Here is a 16,117-nt window from a genome sequence, read left to right on the forward strand (position 1 = left end):
CAATACAATGAAAGAAAAAATAACCCTATCCTTAGACCAGCATGAGAACGCCAGACACGGCGAAGAAATTTTTCCACTGCAAAAATATGTGACACCGTTATGGAAGGAGTATCCTTATGTCACGGCGCACTGGCATGAGGAGGCAGAATTTACACGGATTGAGAAGGGAAGCTGCACATATCAGATCCATCTTGAAACTTATGATGTGGAAGAGGGAGATCTGATTTTTATTCCGCCTGCGGTGCTGCATGCGATTTCCAATGAAAAAGAGGAGCGCATGCAGTCGGAAACGTATGTGTTTCATATGGATTTTCTTGGTGCAAAGGCTGCGGATATCTGTGCCATCCGGTATTTGAATCCACTGATGAACCAGAAATTGATCCCGCCGTTTGTAATCAAAAAAGGACATCCGCTTTACGAAAAGGCAGCAGATCTGTTTGAGGATATAAACACGGAGTATGACAAAAAAACACCCGGATACGAGATTGCTATCAAGTCATATCTGTTGCAGCTTGTGGCGGCTTTGATTCCATATTGTACCCGGAATACAGAGGCAGATGCGATTTTGACAGAACATGCGAAAAAGTTAAAAGAAGTTTTAAGTTATATCGATGCACACTATATGGAGGAACTGACGATTTCAGGACTTGCCGGAATCTGTTTTTTCAGTGAGTATTATTTTATGCGTTTTTTCAAAAAATACATGGGAATGTCATGCGTGCAGTACATCAAAAATGTGCGTCTGGAGCGTGCGGCAGACCAGTTTGAAAATGGGGAGACAAATACGCTCGAGGTGGCGCTTTCTTGTGGATTTTCGAATTTGTCTTATTTCCATCGGGAGTTTAAAAAGAAATATGGAATGACGCCAAAAAGATTTATCAGTCTGTCTGCCCGGGCGGCAGATTTTCACGAAGGAAGTGAATAATTACCATTTTTATGACTCATAATATCATCGTGAAAAAAATGTGCGGATTTTAAAATCCGTCGGAAAGAGGTAGAAAGATGATATTGAGCGAAAAAGAGACAACCGTGATCAAAGACTTACAGACACAGGAGCAGTGCTGCGTGGAAAAATACGAGAGATACAGTAAACTTGCCAAAGATCAGGTGCTCATTGACCTGTTCACAGATCTGCATGGAAAAGAGCAGAAACATTTAGAATCCCTGACACAGGTGCTGTCTGGAAAAGTTCCTTCCTGCGACTGCAACGACAGTGATGGAAAAGATTATAACCCGGCTGCTACCTACAGCATGGCACCTTCCGAGGATAAGAAAACGGACTGTTTTCTTGCAACAGACTGTATCGGAACAGAAAAACTTGTTTCTTCCACTTACAATACGGAAGTGTTTGCATTCGGTGATCCGGGTGTCAGAAAACTTTTGGCAGACATTCAGATCGAAGAACAGAACCATGCGGAGATGCTTTATAAATATAAAACAGTCAACAGCATGGCGTAGCCCGGAGTTTAGGTTATGAGCCTGCCGTCAATCCATGTTATTTAGTGCAAGAATTTGATTTTTGCCTTCCTTTTCATTTGTTAGGATAAATACACAAAATGAAAAGGGAGGTTTTTTATGTTGGATAAAAAAATGAGGGAAAAGTGGAAAAGAGCAGTGCTGCTATTGGGCTGCATGGCGCTTGTCTTTTCGGGTTGCGGAAAAACAGGTGATGTGAAAGAGTCGGGAGCAGTGGAACCTGTAAATGAGGATGCGCAGAAATTCTGGTATATGTACTGATCACTTCACTGATCGAGGCAGTGCGGATCGCATTCTCCATTTTCCCGGTTATCATCGTTTATTTGTTCCTGTCACGCTATATCGTGCAGGGAATTGCACTTGGAAGTGTGAAGGGGTAGGAAGAATTATATTTTATTCAGATAAGGGGCGGGAAGCTTTTGAGGAATCTCAAAGGTTTCCTGTTTTTTTGTATAAAAACGTTTTTACTGAATAAAATATGTGCTACAATGAGTGCAGGAGAGAGGAAGAAGGGAGCCTGCGGCATGATCTATTTCGCAATCACAGCGGCAGTTTTTACGCTTGATTTTTTCTTAAAAAAATATATTGATAAAAAATACGCCAGAAAAGTAAAAAATCCACGTCTCGGTGGAATAATCTGCATAGAGAAGTTCTACAACAAAGGTGCAACGTTAAATCTTCTCGCAAAACATCCGAAAGCCATGACTGCGATACACAGTGTCATCATGGCTTTTGTGGCAGTCATTTATTATTTTGCAATGCGGATAACTGGAAAAAAACTCACAAAAACGGGACTTGCCATGTTAGCTGGCGGCGGACTGAGCAATTTATATGACCGCTATACAAAGCACCATGTTGTGGATTATGTGCGGTTTCAGACCGGACCGAAATGGTTTCGGAGGATTATTTTTAATGTGTCTGATTTCTTTATTTTTATAGGGGCAGTGCTTGCAGTCATCGGAAGCGAAGTGTAATATTAAGATAATCTCAAACCATAGATTTATAAAACAATTACCGGGAAGGATATGATTTTTGCCATGACAAAAGAACAGTATATCAAAATTACAGAACCGCTTCGGAGCAATCAGGAACGGGCGAAGCGTGTGACGAGTCTGAATCATATGCTGACAGCACTGGTATTCTGCGTGTATCCGCTCTATCTTTTCATGCTGTTTACGGACAAAAATCCGTGGCTCTGGCGGGCGATACTCGTTCCGGCAGTGTCCTTCGTGGGACTTTCCGTTGTCCGGAAAATCATCAATGCGCCAAGACCGTATGAAAAATTTGACATGCCGCCGGTACTGGAAAAAGACACAAAAGGAAAATCATTTCCAAGCCGGCATGTATTTTCTGTTTTTATTATTGCGATGACGATTTTTTATGAGCATCCGGGAGCAGGGGTACTGCTCGGAATCATTGGTTTGCTTCTGGGCATTGTGCGCGTGCTGGTCGGAGTGCATGAGCCAAAGGATATCATTTTGGGCGCGCTGGCAGGAATCGTCTGCGGTATTGTAGGATATTATGTTATATGATAATCTTAGTTACGGCTGTGCATAACGCTTCCGGTATTCCCTCGGGGTCTGCTGGAAGCGTTTTTTGAACGACCGGTTAAAATAGGAAAGATTATCAAATCCCACTTCCGCTGCGATATCTAAAATCGAAGAATCGGAGGAAATCAAAAGTCTGGAAGCCATCGTCAGCCGGTATTCATTCAGATAGTCGATAAAGGAGGTTCCCATCGTATTTTTAAAATATTTCATAAAATGTGACTGGCTTAAATTAACTTCTTTTGCTACATCTTCAATCGTGATTTTTTCCATGTAATTATTTTCCACAAATTTTAAGATCAACTTCATTTTTTCCAGAGATTTGTAATCTTTTTTCTGGACATTTCTGGAACTGCACTTGTTGAAAAGAATATAAAAAAGCATGAAAAGCTGGCTTTTGATGAAAAGCTGGTAAGCTGGCGGATTGGTTTTGCTGATTTCATCGTTTGCATCGACACAGGCGGAAATCTCTTTGTAATAGGGATCACCGGGCTGATAGAGTACCGGAATTGTGAGCGTTCCGTCCATCAGCGGGGAAAAATAGTCAGTGCTGCAGGTGTCGGTCTGCTTGGATAAAAGAATCTGCGGATGAAAAATAATATTTTCATATTCCATACTTTCGTTTTCGTATTGTTCAATCGAATGTAATTGTCCAGGAATGATAAGTGCGAGCGTTCCGGCACTGACCTGGTATTGTGTGAAGTCCACGGTGATAATGCCGTGTCCCTTCTTTATATAGATAATCTCCATTTCGTCATGCCAGTGAATCGGCACATACGAAAAATCCAGTGGGATCGAGCACAGATAAGTGATATATGGAAATAAAGGGTTTCCATGGGAGATTTTTTCCTGATAATTTTCGTATTCCAGTATATTCATAAGGTACATACTCCTTTGCGATGATTCTATTGTGTCGAAAACATGCACTTTGTGTCGTAATCTGGGAAATCGAACAGTATGATTGAAAAGTGCACAAAAAAAGACTGCTGATTTTGTGACGTTTACACAATTTCAAGGTGGTTGAAATAATAACTCAGTCTTAACATGATAGGATTGTACCACTTTTATATGGAATATTACAAGATTAAAAATTCCTTCGTGCATATAATGTAATCATAAAACATCAGTTCTACGAAAAAACACGAAAACAACTGCGGCAGAAAATGCGGAGGACAATACAATAAGCTTTCGCCAACAGGCGCAAGGAAAGGAGTAAATCATGAATTTACAGGAAATCGTAACAAAAAGAACAGGAAAAGCAATTTCCCAGTGCAGTAACGAAGAATTATATTTCTCTTTGCTTGAAATGACAAAAGGAATGGCAGAGGAGAAAGTCAGCAACGAGGGAAAAAGAAAATTATATTATATTTCAGCAGAATTCCTGATCGGAAAATTATTATCCAACAACCTGATCAATCTTGGAATTTATGAGGATGTAAAAAAATTACTGGCAGACAATGGCAAGAGCCTTGCAGAGATCGAGGAGGTTGAGCCAGAACCATCTCTGGGAAATGGTGGACTTGGACGTCTTGCAGCATGTTTCCTTGACTCTATCGCTACACTTGGTTTGAACGGTGACGGTGTTGGTTTAAATTACCACTACGGATTATTCAAACAGGTATTTGAGAACAATCTCCAGCATGAGACTCCAAACCCATGGATCGAGAAAGAGAGCTGGCTGACAAAGACAGATAGAGCATACACCATTCAGTTCGGTGGATTCAATCTGCAGTCCAGAATGTACGATATTGATGTATTAGGATATAACAACCGTACCACAAAGCTTCATTTATTCGATGTAGAGACAGTAGATGAAAGCTTAGTTGGTGATGGAATTGATTTTGATAAAGAGGACATCAAAAAGAACCTTACTTTATTCTTATATCCGGATGATTCTGATGATAAGGGACGTATCCTCCGTGTTTACCAGCAGTATTTCATGGTAAGCAACGCAGCAAGACTGATCATCGATGAGACACTTGCAAGAGGCGGCGATTTACACAAATTAAATGAGTACGCAGTAGTTCAGATCAACGATACACATCCAAGTATGGTAATTCCTGAACTGATCCGTTTATTAATGGAACGCGGAATCTTAATGGATGAGGCAATTGATATTGTATCCAAAACATGTGCTTACACAAACCATACTATTTTAGCAGAAGCTCTGGAAAAATGGCCGATCCATTTCCTGGAGAAAGCAGTTCCACAGTTAATGCCGATCATTTATGAATTAAACAGCCGTGTTGTGAAAAAATTTGATGATAAGTCTGTAGCGATCATCGATGATGAGAGACGTGTCCATATGGCACACATGGATATCCATTACGGTTACAGCATCAACGGTGTTGCATACCTTCACACAGAGATCTTAAAGAACTCTGAGCTTAACAACTTCTACAAGATTTATCCTGAGAAGTTCAACAACAAGACAAACGGTATCACATTCCGCCGCTGGTTATTACACTGTGATCCGGAACTCACCGCATTATTTGAATCTCTGATCGGTGACGGCTTCAAGAAAGATGCAACCGAACTTGAAAAATTAGGTGCATTTGTAAATGATGAAACAGTATTGCAGAAGATTCTTGATGTTAAAAATGCAAAGAAAGCAGAATTAAAAGATTATCTTGCAAAAACACAGGGTATCGAGTTAAACGAGAACTCTATTTACGATATCCAGATCAAGAGATTGCATGAGTATAAGAGACAGCAGATGAACGCACTCTATGTGATCCACAAATACTTTGAGATCAAAGCAGGCAAAAAACCGGCTCGCCCGATCACTGTTATTTTCGGTGCAAAGGCAGCTCCGGCTTATGTCATTGCAAAAGATATCATTCATCTGATCCTTTGCTTACAGGAACTGATCAGCAAAGATCCTGAGGTTTCTCCATACTTAAAAGTTGTTATGGTAGAAAACTACAATGTAACATTAGCTGAAAAATTAATCCCGGCAGCAGATATCCATGAGCAGATTTCCCTTGCTTCCAAAGAGGCATCCGGAACATCCAACATGAAATTCATGTTAAACGGTGCAGTAGCGATTGGTACTATGGACGGTGCAAACGTTGAGATGCATCAGTTCGTTGGGGACGATAACATTTACATCTTCGGTGAGACTTCTGAGCAGGTGATCGAGCACTATGCAAAAGCAGATTATGTTTCCAGAAGCTACTATGACAATGATGAGAACATCAGACGTGCGATCGACTTCATCGTAAGTGACGAGATGATGGCAGTCGGATGCAGAGAAAACTTAGAGCGTCTCTACAATGAATTATTAAACAAAGACTGGTTCATGACATTACCGGATTTCGAGGAATATGTTGCAGCAAAAGAGCGCATCTTTGCAGATTACGAAGACCGTATGGCATGGGCGAAAAAAATGCTCGTAAACATGAGCCAGGCAGGCTTCTTCTCATCTGACAGAACCATTGCACAGTACAACGAAGATATCTGGCATCTGTAAAATTAGGGGAGTATATGATCTATATACAAAGTGGCGTGCGCCGTATGTAAAGTGCGGTGTGCGCCTCTTTTTTTGTGTGTTGTAAAATCTGCCAACAACACATATAATGGGAGTAGGCAGTGAAACAGCGCCAGATACTGCGGAAGGAAAAAACTATGCACAGTAACGCTGGCAGGGGAATGAAGGAATCTGTTTTATAAATTGCTTGGAATATTTGGGCGTATGATTTATAATGTGCATAAAGCAATGAGCAGTGTCAGGAGGAAAAAATATCAAATGCAGTGCTTGCACGATGTATTTGATATTTTTGATGACTGATAGGGCGAATGCCCGTGAGCCCATGAAATCTTTGATTTCATGGGCGTGCACTGTGGACAAAATTAACAGAGGACTTAATTTCATGAATAAAAAGAAATTTACATATATCACAGCGCTTACCCTGTTAAGCTTTACACTTATGACAGGCTGTACCAATGAGCGCAAAGAAAACCAGACTGCTTACCGTCAGATTGGGATCAATGCGATGGAAAGCGGCGATTACGCAGGAGCCGTGGATGCGTTTAACAGTGCTCTGGGACAGTGCATTGGGAAAATCACAGAGAACGAATTAGATATCTGCTACTATAAGGCAGCGGCACAGTATGCCGGTGGTGATCCGGCAGGGGCAGTGGACACTTACACAGCGATCATTGATTATGACAAAAAGGCAGCAGACGCTTATTATCTGCGCGGCTGTGTTTATCTGAAACAGGGGAATACCGAGGGTGCCGTTTCGGATTTTGATGAGGCAGTAAAAAATAACAGCAGCGATTACGAACTTTATGTCAACATTTACGAGAATCTTTCTGCTTATGATATGACGGAAAAAGGGGAAGAATACTTAAATAAAGCATTTGATATCAAAGGCAACAGTGCCGAGGATTATGCATGGCGCGGAAGAATTTACTATGATCTTGGACAGTACGATAATGCCCAGACAGAGTTGAAGTCGGCTTTAGATAAGGAGAGCGTCATCGCAAATCTTTACATTGCGCAGGTGTATGAGGCGCAGGGCGATCCTGAAAACGCAGAGACCTATTATCAGAATTATGTAAACTCAGGAAGCGCAGATTCCCAGGCGATGAATGCACTCGGGGAAATTGAGATGGCAAAAGGAAACTATTCCGGTGCACTCACCTATTTAGAGCAGGGTATTGCTATGGAAAATGTGACAAACAGAAGAGAACTGATGCAGAATCTCATCATTTGTTATGAATATACATCCGATTTTAATTCTGCATGGAACGTGGTACAAGAGTATGTACAGGTTTATCCGGATGATGCGAGTGCGCAGCGTGAATATATTTTCCTGAAAAACCGTATGGAACAGACAGCGCCTGTGGAGAATACAGAGGAAGCCGTGACGGAGGATACGCAGACAGTGGAAGATACACAGACACCGGAAGAGGCGCAGACACCAGAAGAGGCGCAGACACCGGCACAATAAAAGAGACCACAGGAAACAATAACGGAGAATAGAATGGCAGAAGCATTTAAAATAGAAGAGATAGAAGAAAAAGTAATTCTTGTAGGCGTGAGTGAGCAGGATGGAGATGACGCAGAGGATTCTGTTGCAGAACTTGCGGAACTGGTGAAAACAGCAGGAGCAACTGTAGTCGGAACCATGATCCAGAAGCGGGAGCTCATTCATCCGGGGACTTATATCGGTTCTGGAAAGGTGGCGGAGTTAAAGCTGCTTGTGGAGGAACTGGGCGCAACCGGCATTGTGTGTGATGATGAACTTTCACCGGCGCAGCTCCGCAATCTGGAAGATATGCTGGATACTAAAGTGATGGATCGCACACTGATCATTCTGGATATTTTTGCGGCAAGAGCAACTACCAGCGAGGGAAAGATCCAGGTGGAACTGGCACAGTTAAAGTACCGTTTGAGCAGGCTGACCGGACTTGGACGTTCCATGTCAAGACTTGGAGGCGGAATCGGTACAAGAGGTCCGGGTGAGAAAAAGCTGGAAATTGACAGACGTCTTATCAAAGACCGGATCGCACAGCTGAACCGGGAATTGAAAGAAGTACGGCAGCACCGTGATATCACCCGTGCACAGCGGGAAAAAAATCAGATGCCGGTGGCTGCAATCGTGGGATACACAAATGCAGGAAAATCAACACTTATCAATACACTGACCAATGCCGGAGTTCTGGAGGAGGACAAGCTGTTTGCAACGCTTGATCCTACCACAAGAGTGCTGGAACTGTCGGGACAGCAGCAGATATTGGTGACAGATACCGTCGGATTTATCCGCAAACTGCCGCATCATCTGATCGAGGCATTTAAAAGCACGCTGGAGGAGGCAAAATACGCAGACTATATTTTACATGTGGTAGATGCTTCCAATCCGCAGCATGAGAAGCAGATGCTGATCGTATATGAGACACTGGCAAATCTGGATGTGAAAGACAAGACGGTGATCACGCTGTTCAACAAGCAGGATGCAAGGATGGACAGCGAGCCGCTGCATGATTTTAAAGCAGATCATACGCTGCCGATCTCAGCGAAAAATGGAACCGGGTTAGAGGAATTAAAGAATCTTTTATCCGAGCTCCTGCGTGAAAATAAAATCCTCGTGGAGCGGACAGTGCCGTATGCAAATGCAGGCGTGATCCAGCTTGTCCGCAAATCCGGTGAACTGTTGGAAGAAGAATACCGTGAGGATGGAATCTATATCCGTGCTTACGTGCCAATGGAAATTTATGCAAAATTATAAAAATGACAAATGTAGTTTATCTGGGAAGAAAGGAACAATAAAAATGATATTATTGATTAAAAACGGACATGTCATCAATCCGGCGACAGAGACAGACGAAGTGGCAGACATTCTCGCCGAGGATGGAAAAGTCGTAAAAATGGAAAAAAACATCAAGGCAAAGGCAGACCGTGTGATCGATGCAAAAGGCTGCTATGTTATGCCGGGATTTATTGATATGCATGTGCATTTGAGAGATCCGGGACAGGAGCAGAAAGAGACAATCGAGACAGGCTGTAATGCGGCGGCACACGGCGGATACACAACTATCCTTGCAATGCCGAACACAAAGCCGGTGGTAGATAATCCGGATGTTGTGAAATACGTGCAAAATAAAGCAAAAACAGTTGGTGTCGTGAATGTTTTACAGGTGGGAGCCATCACAAAAGGACAGCAGGGAAAAGAATTAGCAGACATCCGCGGCATGTACGAAGCGGGAATTCCGGCGATCAGTGAAGATGGCAGATCCGTTATGAATTCCGAACTTTACCGTGAGGCGATGGAGATTGCGGCAGAACTCGATATCCCGGTACTTGCCCACTGTGAGGACATCAACCTTGTAAACGGCGGCGTTATGAATGAGGATGCGCATTCCAAAGAACTTGGGTTAAAGGGAATCACCAATTCAGTAGAAGATATCATTGTAGCAAGAGATATTATGTTAAGCAGGGATACCGGTGCAAAATTACATTTGTGTCACTGCTCAACAAGAGATTCAGTAAAAATGGTACAACATGCGAAGATGGAAAAGACAAAGGTGACAGCAGAAGTATGCCCGCATCATTTCACACTGACCTCGGATGATATCCATAAAATCGAGCCGTCCATCGATCAGGAGAAAAAACTTGCGATCGATGCAGATGCGGATACAAACTTTAAAATGAATCCGCCGCTTCGTTCCAGAGAAGACGTGCAGGCATTAAAAGAAGGACTGCGTGACAATATTATGGATGTGATTTCCACAGACCATGCACCGCATACATTTGAGGAGAAAAATACATCCATGAAAAAAGCGCCATTTGGGATCGTCGGACTTGAGACAGCCGCATGCCTCACTTACACGGAACTTGTTTTGCAGGGCTACCTTACACCGATGCAGATGGCAGAGAAGATGAGTTATAACCCGGCAAAGATTGTTGGAATTGACAAGGGCGATATCCAGCCGGGCAAAATTGCAGACATCGTGATCTTTGATCCGGAAAAAACATATAAGATTGACAAAACGAAATTTGCAAGTAAAGGACGCAACACACCGTTTGACGGAAGAGAAGTAACCGGAAAAGTGATGGCAACCATCGTGGATGGACGTGTTGTTTACGAGGCAGAAGCATAGGAACACACCATATTAAGAGCTACAGAGGCAAACATTTGAAGTAAGAATGTAAAGTAGTTGAGAGAGTGAAAAAGCGAGGAAGTACAAAGATGGCAGAAAAATTTGAAGAGACAGCGATCATCATCCGTCAGGAAGAAATCGCAGATGATATTTACAGTATGTGGCTGCACACTGACCAGATTGCAGCACATGCGAAAGCAGGACAGTTTGTTTCTGTTTATTGTAATGATGGAAGCAGACTGCTTCCAAGACCGATCAGTATTTGTGAGATCGATAAAAAGGATGGCGCAATCCGTCTGGTGTATCGTGTAGCAGGGAAAGGAACAGCAGAATTTTCTGGCATGCATACAGGCGCACAGCTTCGCATTGTAGGGCCTCTTGGAAATGGATTCCCAAAGAAAGAGAAAAAAGCCTTTTTGATCGGAGGCGGAATAGGAATACCTCCAATGTTACAGCTTGCAAAAGAGTTAAACTGTGAGAAACAGATTGTGTTAGGATTCCGCGATGAGCTGTTTTTGATGGATGAGTTTAAAAAGCAGGGCAAAGTTTACGTGGCAACCGAGGATGGAAGCGCAGGAACTGAGGGAAATGTTTTGGATGCGATCCGTGAAAATGGACTGGACGCAGAGATTATTTATGCCTGCGGACCAATGCCAATGCTTCGTGCCTTAAAAGAATATGCAGAGAAAAATCACATCGAGTGCTGGATCTCCATGGAGGAGCGTATGGCATGCGGTATTGGTGCGTGCCTTGCCTGTGTATGTCAGTCAAAAGAAAAAGACGCACACAGCAACGTGAAGAACAAACGAATCTGTAAAGAAGGACCTGTATTCCGTGCAGAGGAGGTAGAATTCTAATGAACATGAAAGTAGATTTATGTGGAGTAACCTTAAACAATCCTGTCATGACTGCTTCCGGTACATTTGGTTCCGGCGCAGAGTATGCAGAGTTTGTGGATCTGAATAAATTGGGAGCTGTTGTGACAAAAGGTGTTGCAAATGTTCCATGGCCGGGAAATCCGACACCGCGTGTCGCAGAAGTATATGGCGGTATGTTAAATGCAGTAGGACTTCAGAACCCTGGAATTGATCTTTTTGTGGAGCGCGACATTCCTTTTTTAAAACAGTTTGATACAAAAATCATGGTGAATGTATGTGGACATTCCACAGAGGAATATATTGAAGTAGTGGAACGGTTGAGAGACCAGCCGGTAGACCTTTTAGAAATCAACATTTCCTGCCCGAATGTCAAAGAGGGTGGAATTGCATTTGGTCAGGATCCAAAAGCAGTAGAAGCTATCACAAAGGAAATGAAAAAACATGCTGCACAGCCGGTCATCATGAAGCTTTCCCCGAATGTGACAGATATTACAGAGATGGCGAGGGCGGCAGAGGCAGGAGGCGCAGACGGACTGTCGCTGATCAACACCATCACAGGCATGAAGATCGATATCAACCGCCAGAAGTTTGTGCTTGCCAATAAGACAGGCGGCATGTCAGGTCCGGCCATTCACCCGGTCGCTGTCCGCATGGTTTATCAGACTGCCCAGGCAGTCAGCATTCCTATCGTTGGAATGGGTGGAATCATGAATGCAGAGGATGCGATTGAAATGATCCTTGCGGGAGCCACCGCAGTATCAGTAGGTACCGCAAATTTCACAAATCCGCATGTGACAGAGGAGATCGTCGCAGGAATCAGAGATTATATGGAGCGTTATCAGGTTGCCGATATCAAAGATCTGGTTGGCGCAGTGCATGAATAAGAAACAAATGCCAAAGAGAAAATAATGGATCACAGGAAATAAAGATCAGGAGGAAATGACAAGATGGAGAGTTATAAGAGCGAATTTATCGATTTTATGGTAGAGAGTGATGTTTTAAAATTTGGAGATTTTACGTTGAAAAGTGGACGTAAATCCCCATTTTTCATGAATGCAGGAGCCTATGTGACAGGTTCCCAGTTAAAGAGACTTGGAGAGTACTATGCAAAGGCAATCCATGACAACTATGGAGACGATTTCGACGTGCTTTTCGGACCGGCATATAAGGGAATCCCGCTTGCGGTTGTCACAGCGATCGCATACAGTGAATTATATGGAAAAGAAGTCCGTTACTGCTCAGACAGAAAAGAAGCAAAAGACCACGGAGCTGACAAGGGCGGTTTCCTCGGAAGCAGCTTGAAAGACGGTGACAGAGTTGTCATGATCGAGGACGTGACCACTTCCGGAAAATCCATGGAAGAGACTGTTCCAAAAGTAAGAGGAGCAGCAGACGTTGAGATCGTTGGTCTTATGGTAAGTTTAAACCGTATGGAAGTCGGACAGGGCGGAAAAGTAAGTGCGCTGGATGAGATCAAAGAAAAATACGGTTTTGAAGGAAAAGCAATTGTCACAATGGCAGAGGTGACAGAGTACCTTTACAACAGAGAACACAATGGCAGAGTCGTGATCAACGATGAGATCAAAGCCGCTATTGACAAATACTACGAAGAATATGGATGCAAATAAGAAAGGCAGCGAGCGCTGCCCGTTGATACGGAAAGGTAAGCACCGGGTACTGGCATTCGTGTTTTTTCTGATTTATTTTGCTGTGCTGTTCTATTTCCTCTTTTTTTTCCGAGGAGATGGGGCGGACTTATTCAGAGAGAGCGTATCATTACAATCTGATTCCGTTTCATGAGATCATGCGGTTTGTCAAATACCGGCATGTGCTTGGATGGCAGGCTGTAGTGCTCAATATCTGGGGAAATATCATTGCATTTATGCCTTTTGGTTCATTTTTGCCGATCTATTCAAAAAGATGCAGAAATGTGTGGATGACGGTGCTATACAGTTTTGAACTGAGTCTGCTTGTGGAACTGCTTCAGCTTGTGTTTAAGGTGGGTAGTTTTGATGTGGATGATCTGTTTTTGAACACGATCGGTGGACTGCTTGGTTATCTGGTGTACAAAGGATTGCTTTATTTGTGGAAAAGATATGAAAAAGCAAGGCATATAGTGAATAAGTAAGAAGCAGATTTTTATGGATCTGCGAATCGTACATGGAAAAGTAAGAAAAAGAATATGAGTGGCAGGGTATCATTATGGCACAGAGAAGACGTAGAAAATACGGATATAAGTTTACAGAGAAGACACAGTCAAAAAAGGGAATTGCAGCTTTTATTCTGGCTGTGCTTTCGATTGCAATTTTTATTTATGTAATTGTAAATTCATTTCATCATGGCGGAAATGGAAGCATGTACCTTGGAAGTGCAGGAGTGTCCTCCATGCTGGTAGCACTTGTGGCTGTGGTACTTGCAGTGATGAGCCTTCGGGAGGAGGAGTCTTTTAAGCTGTTTCCATACATGTCGACGGTGCTGTCATTTCTTGCAGCCGGTGTGTGGATTGCAATTTATGTAATTGGATTTTTAATCGTATAGTTAATAAGGGAGATCAGGATGGGATACAGAGATATTTATAAAGAGTCAAATGAACAGGCCGAGGAGCGTTTTTCTCTTGTGATGGAGCGCATTGCAGAGATTGCAAAAGAAACGGATGTGCCGGAGACATTTGACGATTATTTTAAAAAGACCGCAGAATTTTTATTACAGTTAAAGAGTGTGTTAGAGAAAGCAGAGGCAGATACATTAATAGATGCTTCTCTTACAGAGTGTGAAAAACGGAATGCAGTTTTTTATGATGATATTAAAGCGGAAAATTATGGAAAAAGTTATGGAAATCCGACTTATGCAGTAGAAAAACTGGGAGAAGAGTACGGACAGATTTTATCTGCACTGTATGCAGAGTGTCGTAAACGTATTACGGATGTCTATGCTGCAAAAAAAATGAACGTGACGATCACCGCAGAATTATTTGTTGAGATCTATAATTATTTTGAAGACAAAGAGGGGATTGATAAAACTGCAATTGAGCAGGCGATTTATTGGTATTTCCATGATTACAGTGAAATCTTTATCGGAGATTCTGTGCGTGAAATTGTGGATTCCGAAGAAGATTTCTTATATCAGATCGTGATGAACTCAGATTTGAACGACTTGCGTTATCTCTACCAGTATGGTCAGCATATCGGAAAAAATGAGACCGGAATCGCGGCATTTTTAAATGGTATGTCTGACGAAGAGATTCAGGCAATGGCAGATACTTACACAGAAGGATACCGCATTGGTTTTGCGGCAACTGGAAAAGATTTGTCAAAGAAAACAACGGCACAGGTGCGTTACCCGATCGGTTTTGAGCGCATGGTGCGTGCCGCAGTAAAAAATCTGGAAAAATTAAATTTAAAAGTAACAATGCGAGCATGTTCCTCTGCAGCAAATAAACAGTATGATTATGACCACAAAGAGGATAAAGCATTATATTATGATAAGGCATATGTGGAGAGACGTCTGGAAGTAATGAAAACTTCTTTTGAAGAGATGAAAAAACTTGCAAACGGTCAGGCTGGTCCTGCTGTTATCGAAGTGTTTGGCGAGATTCCATTTTCTCCGGAGACCAAAAAAGAGGTATTAAAGCTGGATGAAAAACAGCAGCAGTTAAGTGTTTACGATATGAGCATGTCGGGACAGATCACAAATCAGTATATTATCGGTGAGGAGCGCAGCTTTACGATTATTGCATATCCGGTGCCTGAGATCGGTGAGAAGTTTGAAGAAATTTTTGCCGAGACAGTCAAGATCAATACATTGGATTATACTTTATACCAGAATATGCAGCAGAAGATCATTGATGTATTAGATCAGGCTGAAAAAGTGCATATCACCGGTAAAAATGGTAATAAGACAGACCTCTATGTTTCTATCTGGCCATTAAAAGATGCCACAAAGGAATCTGCATTTGAAAACTGTGTGGCAGATGTCAACATCCCGGTAGGTGAAGTGTTTACTTCCCCGGTATTAAAAGGAACAACCGGAAAATTGTTTGTCAGTCAGGTTTATCTGAATGAACTGAAATACCTCAATCTCGAAATTGATTTTGAGGACGGAATGATCAGAGATTACACCTGCACAAACTTTGAAAAAGAGGAAGAGTGCAGAAAATATATCAAAGAGAATGTCTTAATGAATCATGAGACACTGCCAATGGGTGAGTTTGCAATCGGAACCAACACCACAGCTTACCGCATGGCAAGAGATTTTGATATTGCAGATAAATTGCCAATCCTGATCGCAGAAAAGACAGGACCTCACTTTGCAGTGGGAGATACCTGCTATTCCCACGAGGAGGACATGGTGACTTATAACCCGGATGGAAAACAGATCGTTGCAAGAGAAAACGATTTTTCAAAACTCCGCAGCGAGGATATGAGCAAGGCATATTTCAACTGTCATACAGATATTACCATTCCTTATGATGAGCTTGACAAGATTACAGTCATCCGTAAGGATGGAACGACAGAAGATATTATTTCCGATGGACGTTTTGTGCTCGCAGGAATCGAAGAACTGAATAAGCCGCTGGACCGCTAAACGGGAAAAATATAAAATTCTGGA

General features: G+C 42.5%; 16 protein-coding genes and 1 pseudogene. 16 read left to right on the plus strand and 1 reads right to left on the minus strand.

What is annotated here, in order from left to right; all coding sequences use genetic code 11:
• Window positions 1-7: 7 nt before the first annotated feature.
• From ROSEINA2194_RS09800 to ROSEINA2194_RS09815, 6 genes and pseudogenes are all read left to right on the plus strand, one after another.
• Window positions 8-925 (plus strand): AraC family transcriptional regulator, encoded by a 918-nt coding sequence (locus ROSEINA2194_RS09800; RefSeq protein ID WP_007886261.1) that lies wholly within the window; start codon window positions 8-10, stop codon window positions 923-925.
• Between the two features lie 77 nt (window positions 926-1,002).
• Window positions 1,003-1,458, plus strand: coding sequence for a ferritin-like domain-containing protein (locus ROSEINA2194_RS09805; protein ID WP_007886265.1), 456 nt, complete (start codon window positions 1,003-1,005; stop codon window positions 1,456-1,458).
• Between the two features lie 117 nt (window positions 1,459-1,575).
• Window positions 1,576-1,737, plus strand: a complete 162-nt coding sequence (locus tag ROSEINA2194_RS21075; protein WP_007886266.1) for a hypothetical protein — start codon at window positions 1,576-1,578, stop codon at window positions 1,735-1,737.
• 20 nt (window positions 1,738-1,757) lie between these two features.
• Window positions 1,758-1,856, plus strand: a pseudogene (locus ROSEINA2194_RS23550) (carbohydrate ABC transporter permease); the annotation flags it as partial.
• A 144-nt stretch (window positions 1,857-2,000) separates the two neighbouring features.
• Complete coding sequence (locus ROSEINA2194_RS09810) at window positions 2,001-2,450, plus strand: signal peptidase II (protein ID WP_044927581.1); 450 nt, start codon at window positions 2,001-2,003, stop codon at window positions 2,448-2,450.
• Between the two features lie 63 nt (window positions 2,451-2,513).
• Window positions 2,514-3,008 carry a phosphatase PAP2 family protein gene (locus ROSEINA2194_RS09815; protein ID WP_044927603.1) on the plus strand — a complete coding sequence of 165 codons (495 nt, stop codon included), beginning with the start codon at window positions 2,514-2,516 and terminating at the stop codon, window positions 3,006-3,008.
• Window positions 3,009-3,017: 9 nt separating this feature from the next.
• Here the strand turns inward: ROSEINA2194_RS09815 and ROSEINA2194_RS09820 are convergent, their stop codons facing one another.
• Complete coding sequence (locus ROSEINA2194_RS09820) at window positions 3,018-3,902, minus strand: AraC family transcriptional regulator (protein ID WP_044927582.1); 885 nt, start codon at window positions 3,900-3,902, stop codon at window positions 3,018-3,020.
• Window positions 3,903-4,242: 340 nt separating this feature from the next.
• Between ROSEINA2194_RS09820 and ROSEINA2194_RS09825 the strand changes: the two genes are divergently transcribed.
• The 10 genes from ROSEINA2194_RS09825 to ROSEINA2194_RS09870 all read left to right on the plus strand — a co-directional run bounded on the left by ROSEINA2194_RS09825 (window position 4,243) and on the right by ROSEINA2194_RS09870 (window position 16,093).
• Window positions 4,243-6,495, plus strand: coding sequence for a glycogen/starch/alpha-glucan phosphorylase (locus tag ROSEINA2194_RS09825; protein ID WP_007886270.1), 2,253 nt, complete (start codon window positions 4,243-4,245; stop codon window positions 6,493-6,495).
• 400 nt (window positions 6,496-6,895) lie between these two features.
• Window positions 6,896-7,981, plus strand: a complete 1,086-nt coding sequence (locus ROSEINA2194_RS09830; protein WP_172727087.1) for a tetratricopeptide repeat protein — start codon at window positions 6,896-6,898, stop codon at window positions 7,979-7,981.
• 33 nt (window positions 7,982-8,014) lie between these two features.
• The gene (gene hflX / locus ROSEINA2194_RS09835) at window positions 8,015-9,259 is read left to right on the plus strand and encodes a GTPase HflX (RefSeq protein ID WP_007886272.1); all 1,245 of its coding nucleotides are present in this window, start codon (window positions 8,015-8,017) and stop codon (window positions 9,257-9,259) included.
• Between the two features lie 43 nt (window positions 9,260-9,302).
• Window positions 9,303-10,631, plus strand: coding sequence for a dihydroorotase (locus tag ROSEINA2194_RS09840; protein ID WP_044927607.1), 1,329 nt, complete (start codon window positions 9,303-9,305; stop codon window positions 10,629-10,631).
• Window positions 10,632-10,720: 89 nt separating this feature from the next.
• The gene (locus tag ROSEINA2194_RS09845) at window positions 10,721-11,488 is read left to right on the plus strand and encodes a dihydroorotate dehydrogenase electron transfer subunit (protein WP_007886274.1); all 768 of its coding nucleotides are present in this window, start codon (window positions 10,721-10,723) and stop codon (window positions 11,486-11,488) included.
• Window positions 11,488-12,393, plus strand: coding sequence for a dihydroorotate dehydrogenase (locus ROSEINA2194_RS09850; RefSeq protein WP_007886276.1), 906 nt, complete (start codon window positions 11,488-11,490; stop codon window positions 12,391-12,393). Before ROSEINA2194_RS09845 ends, ROSEINA2194_RS09850 begins: the two co-directional genes overlap by 1 nt.
• Window positions 12,394-12,456: 63 nt before the next feature.
• Window positions 12,457-13,137: an orotate phosphoribosyltransferase gene (pyrE, locus tag ROSEINA2194_RS09855; RefSeq protein WP_007886278.1), complete on the plus strand. Its 681-nt coding sequence runs from the start codon at window positions 12,457-12,459 to the stop codon at window positions 13,135-13,137.
• Window positions 13,138-13,253: 116 nt separating this feature from the next.
• Window positions 13,254-13,637: a VanZ family protein gene (locus ROSEINA2194_RS09860; RefSeq protein ID WP_007886279.1), complete on the plus strand. Its 384-nt coding sequence runs from the start codon at window positions 13,254-13,256 to the stop codon at window positions 13,635-13,637.
• Between the two features lie 74 nt (window positions 13,638-13,711).
• The gene (locus tag ROSEINA2194_RS09865; RefSeq protein WP_007886281.1) at window positions 13,712-14,047 is read left to right on the plus strand and encodes a DUF6142 family protein; all 336 of its coding nucleotides are present in this window, start codon (window positions 13,712-13,714) and stop codon (window positions 14,045-14,047) included.
• Window positions 14,048-14,065: 18 nt separating this feature from the next.
• Entirely contained in the window at window positions 14,066-16,093 is a 2,028-nt protein-coding gene (locus ROSEINA2194_RS09870) for an aminopeptidase (protein WP_007886291.1), read from the plus strand.
• Window positions 16,094-16,117 lie beyond the last annotated feature (24 nt).

Source organism: Roseburia inulinivorans DSM 16841 (assembly GCF_000174195.1).
Taxonomy (GTDB): domain Bacteria; phylum Bacillota; class Clostridia; order Lachnospirales; family Lachnospiraceae; genus Roseburia; species Roseburia inulinivorans.

Bases quoted from the DNA above. Each gene is read 5' to 3' on its own strand.
- hflX (WP_007886272.1), top strand. From the start codon at position 8,015: ATGGCAGAAGCATTTAAAATAGAAGAGATAGAAGAAAAAGTAATTCTT.
- ROSEINA2194_RS09815 (WP_044927603.1), top strand. From the start codon at position 2,514: ATGACAAAAGAACAGTATATCAAAATTACAGAACCGCTTCGGAGCAAT.
- ROSEINA2194_RS09850 (WP_007886276.1), top strand. From the start codon at position 11,488: ATGAACATGAAAGTAGATTTATGTGGAGTAACCTTAAACAATCCTGTC.
- ROSEINA2194_RS09845 (WP_007886274.1), top strand. From the start codon at position 10,721: ATGGCAGAAAAATTTGAAGAGACAGCGATCATCATCCGTCAGGAAGAA.
- ROSEINA2194_RS09800 (WP_007886261.1), top strand. From the start codon at position 8: ATGAAAGAAAAAATAACCCTATCCTTAGACCAGCATGAGAACGCCAGA.
- ROSEINA2194_RS09860 (WP_007886279.1), top strand. From the start codon at position 13,254: ATGGGGCGGACTTATTCAGAGAGAGCGTATCATTACAATCTGATTCCG.
- ROSEINA2194_RS21075 (WP_007886266.1), top strand. From the start codon at position 1,576: ATGTTGGATAAAAAAATGAGGGAAAAGTGGAAAAGAGCAGTGCTGCTA.
- ROSEINA2194_RS09870 (WP_007886291.1), top strand. From the start codon at position 14,066: ATGGGATACAGAGATATTTATAAAGAGTCAAATGAACAGGCCGAGGAG.
- ROSEINA2194_RS09840 (WP_044927607.1), top strand. From the start codon at position 9,303: ATGATATTATTGATTAAAAACGGACATGTCATCAATCCGGCGACAGAG.
- ROSEINA2194_RS09805 (WP_007886265.1), top strand. From the start codon at position 1,003: ATGATATTGAGCGAAAAAGAGACAACCGTGATCAAAGACTTACAGACA.
- pyrE (WP_007886278.1), top strand. From the start codon at position 12,457: ATGGAGAGTTATAAGAGCGAATTTATCGATTTTATGGTAGAGAGTGAT.
- ROSEINA2194_RS09820 (WP_044927582.1), bottom strand. From the start codon at position 3,902: ATGAATATACTGGAATACGAAAATTATCAGGAAAAAATCTCCCATGGA.
- ROSEINA2194_RS09825 (WP_007886270.1), top strand. From the start codon at position 4,243: ATGAATTTACAGGAAATCGTAACAAAAAGAACAGGAAAAGCAATTTCC.
- ROSEINA2194_RS09810 (WP_044927581.1), top strand. From the start codon at position 2,001: ATGATCTATTTCGCAATCACAGCGGCAGTTTTTACGCTTGATTTTTTC.
- ROSEINA2194_RS09830 (WP_172727087.1), top strand. From the start codon at position 6,896: ATGAATAAAAAGAAATTTACATATATCACAGCGCTTACCCTGTTAAGC.
- ROSEINA2194_RS09865 (WP_007886281.1), top strand. From the start codon at position 13,712: ATGGCACAGAGAAGACGTAGAAAATACGGATATAAGTTTACAGAGAAG.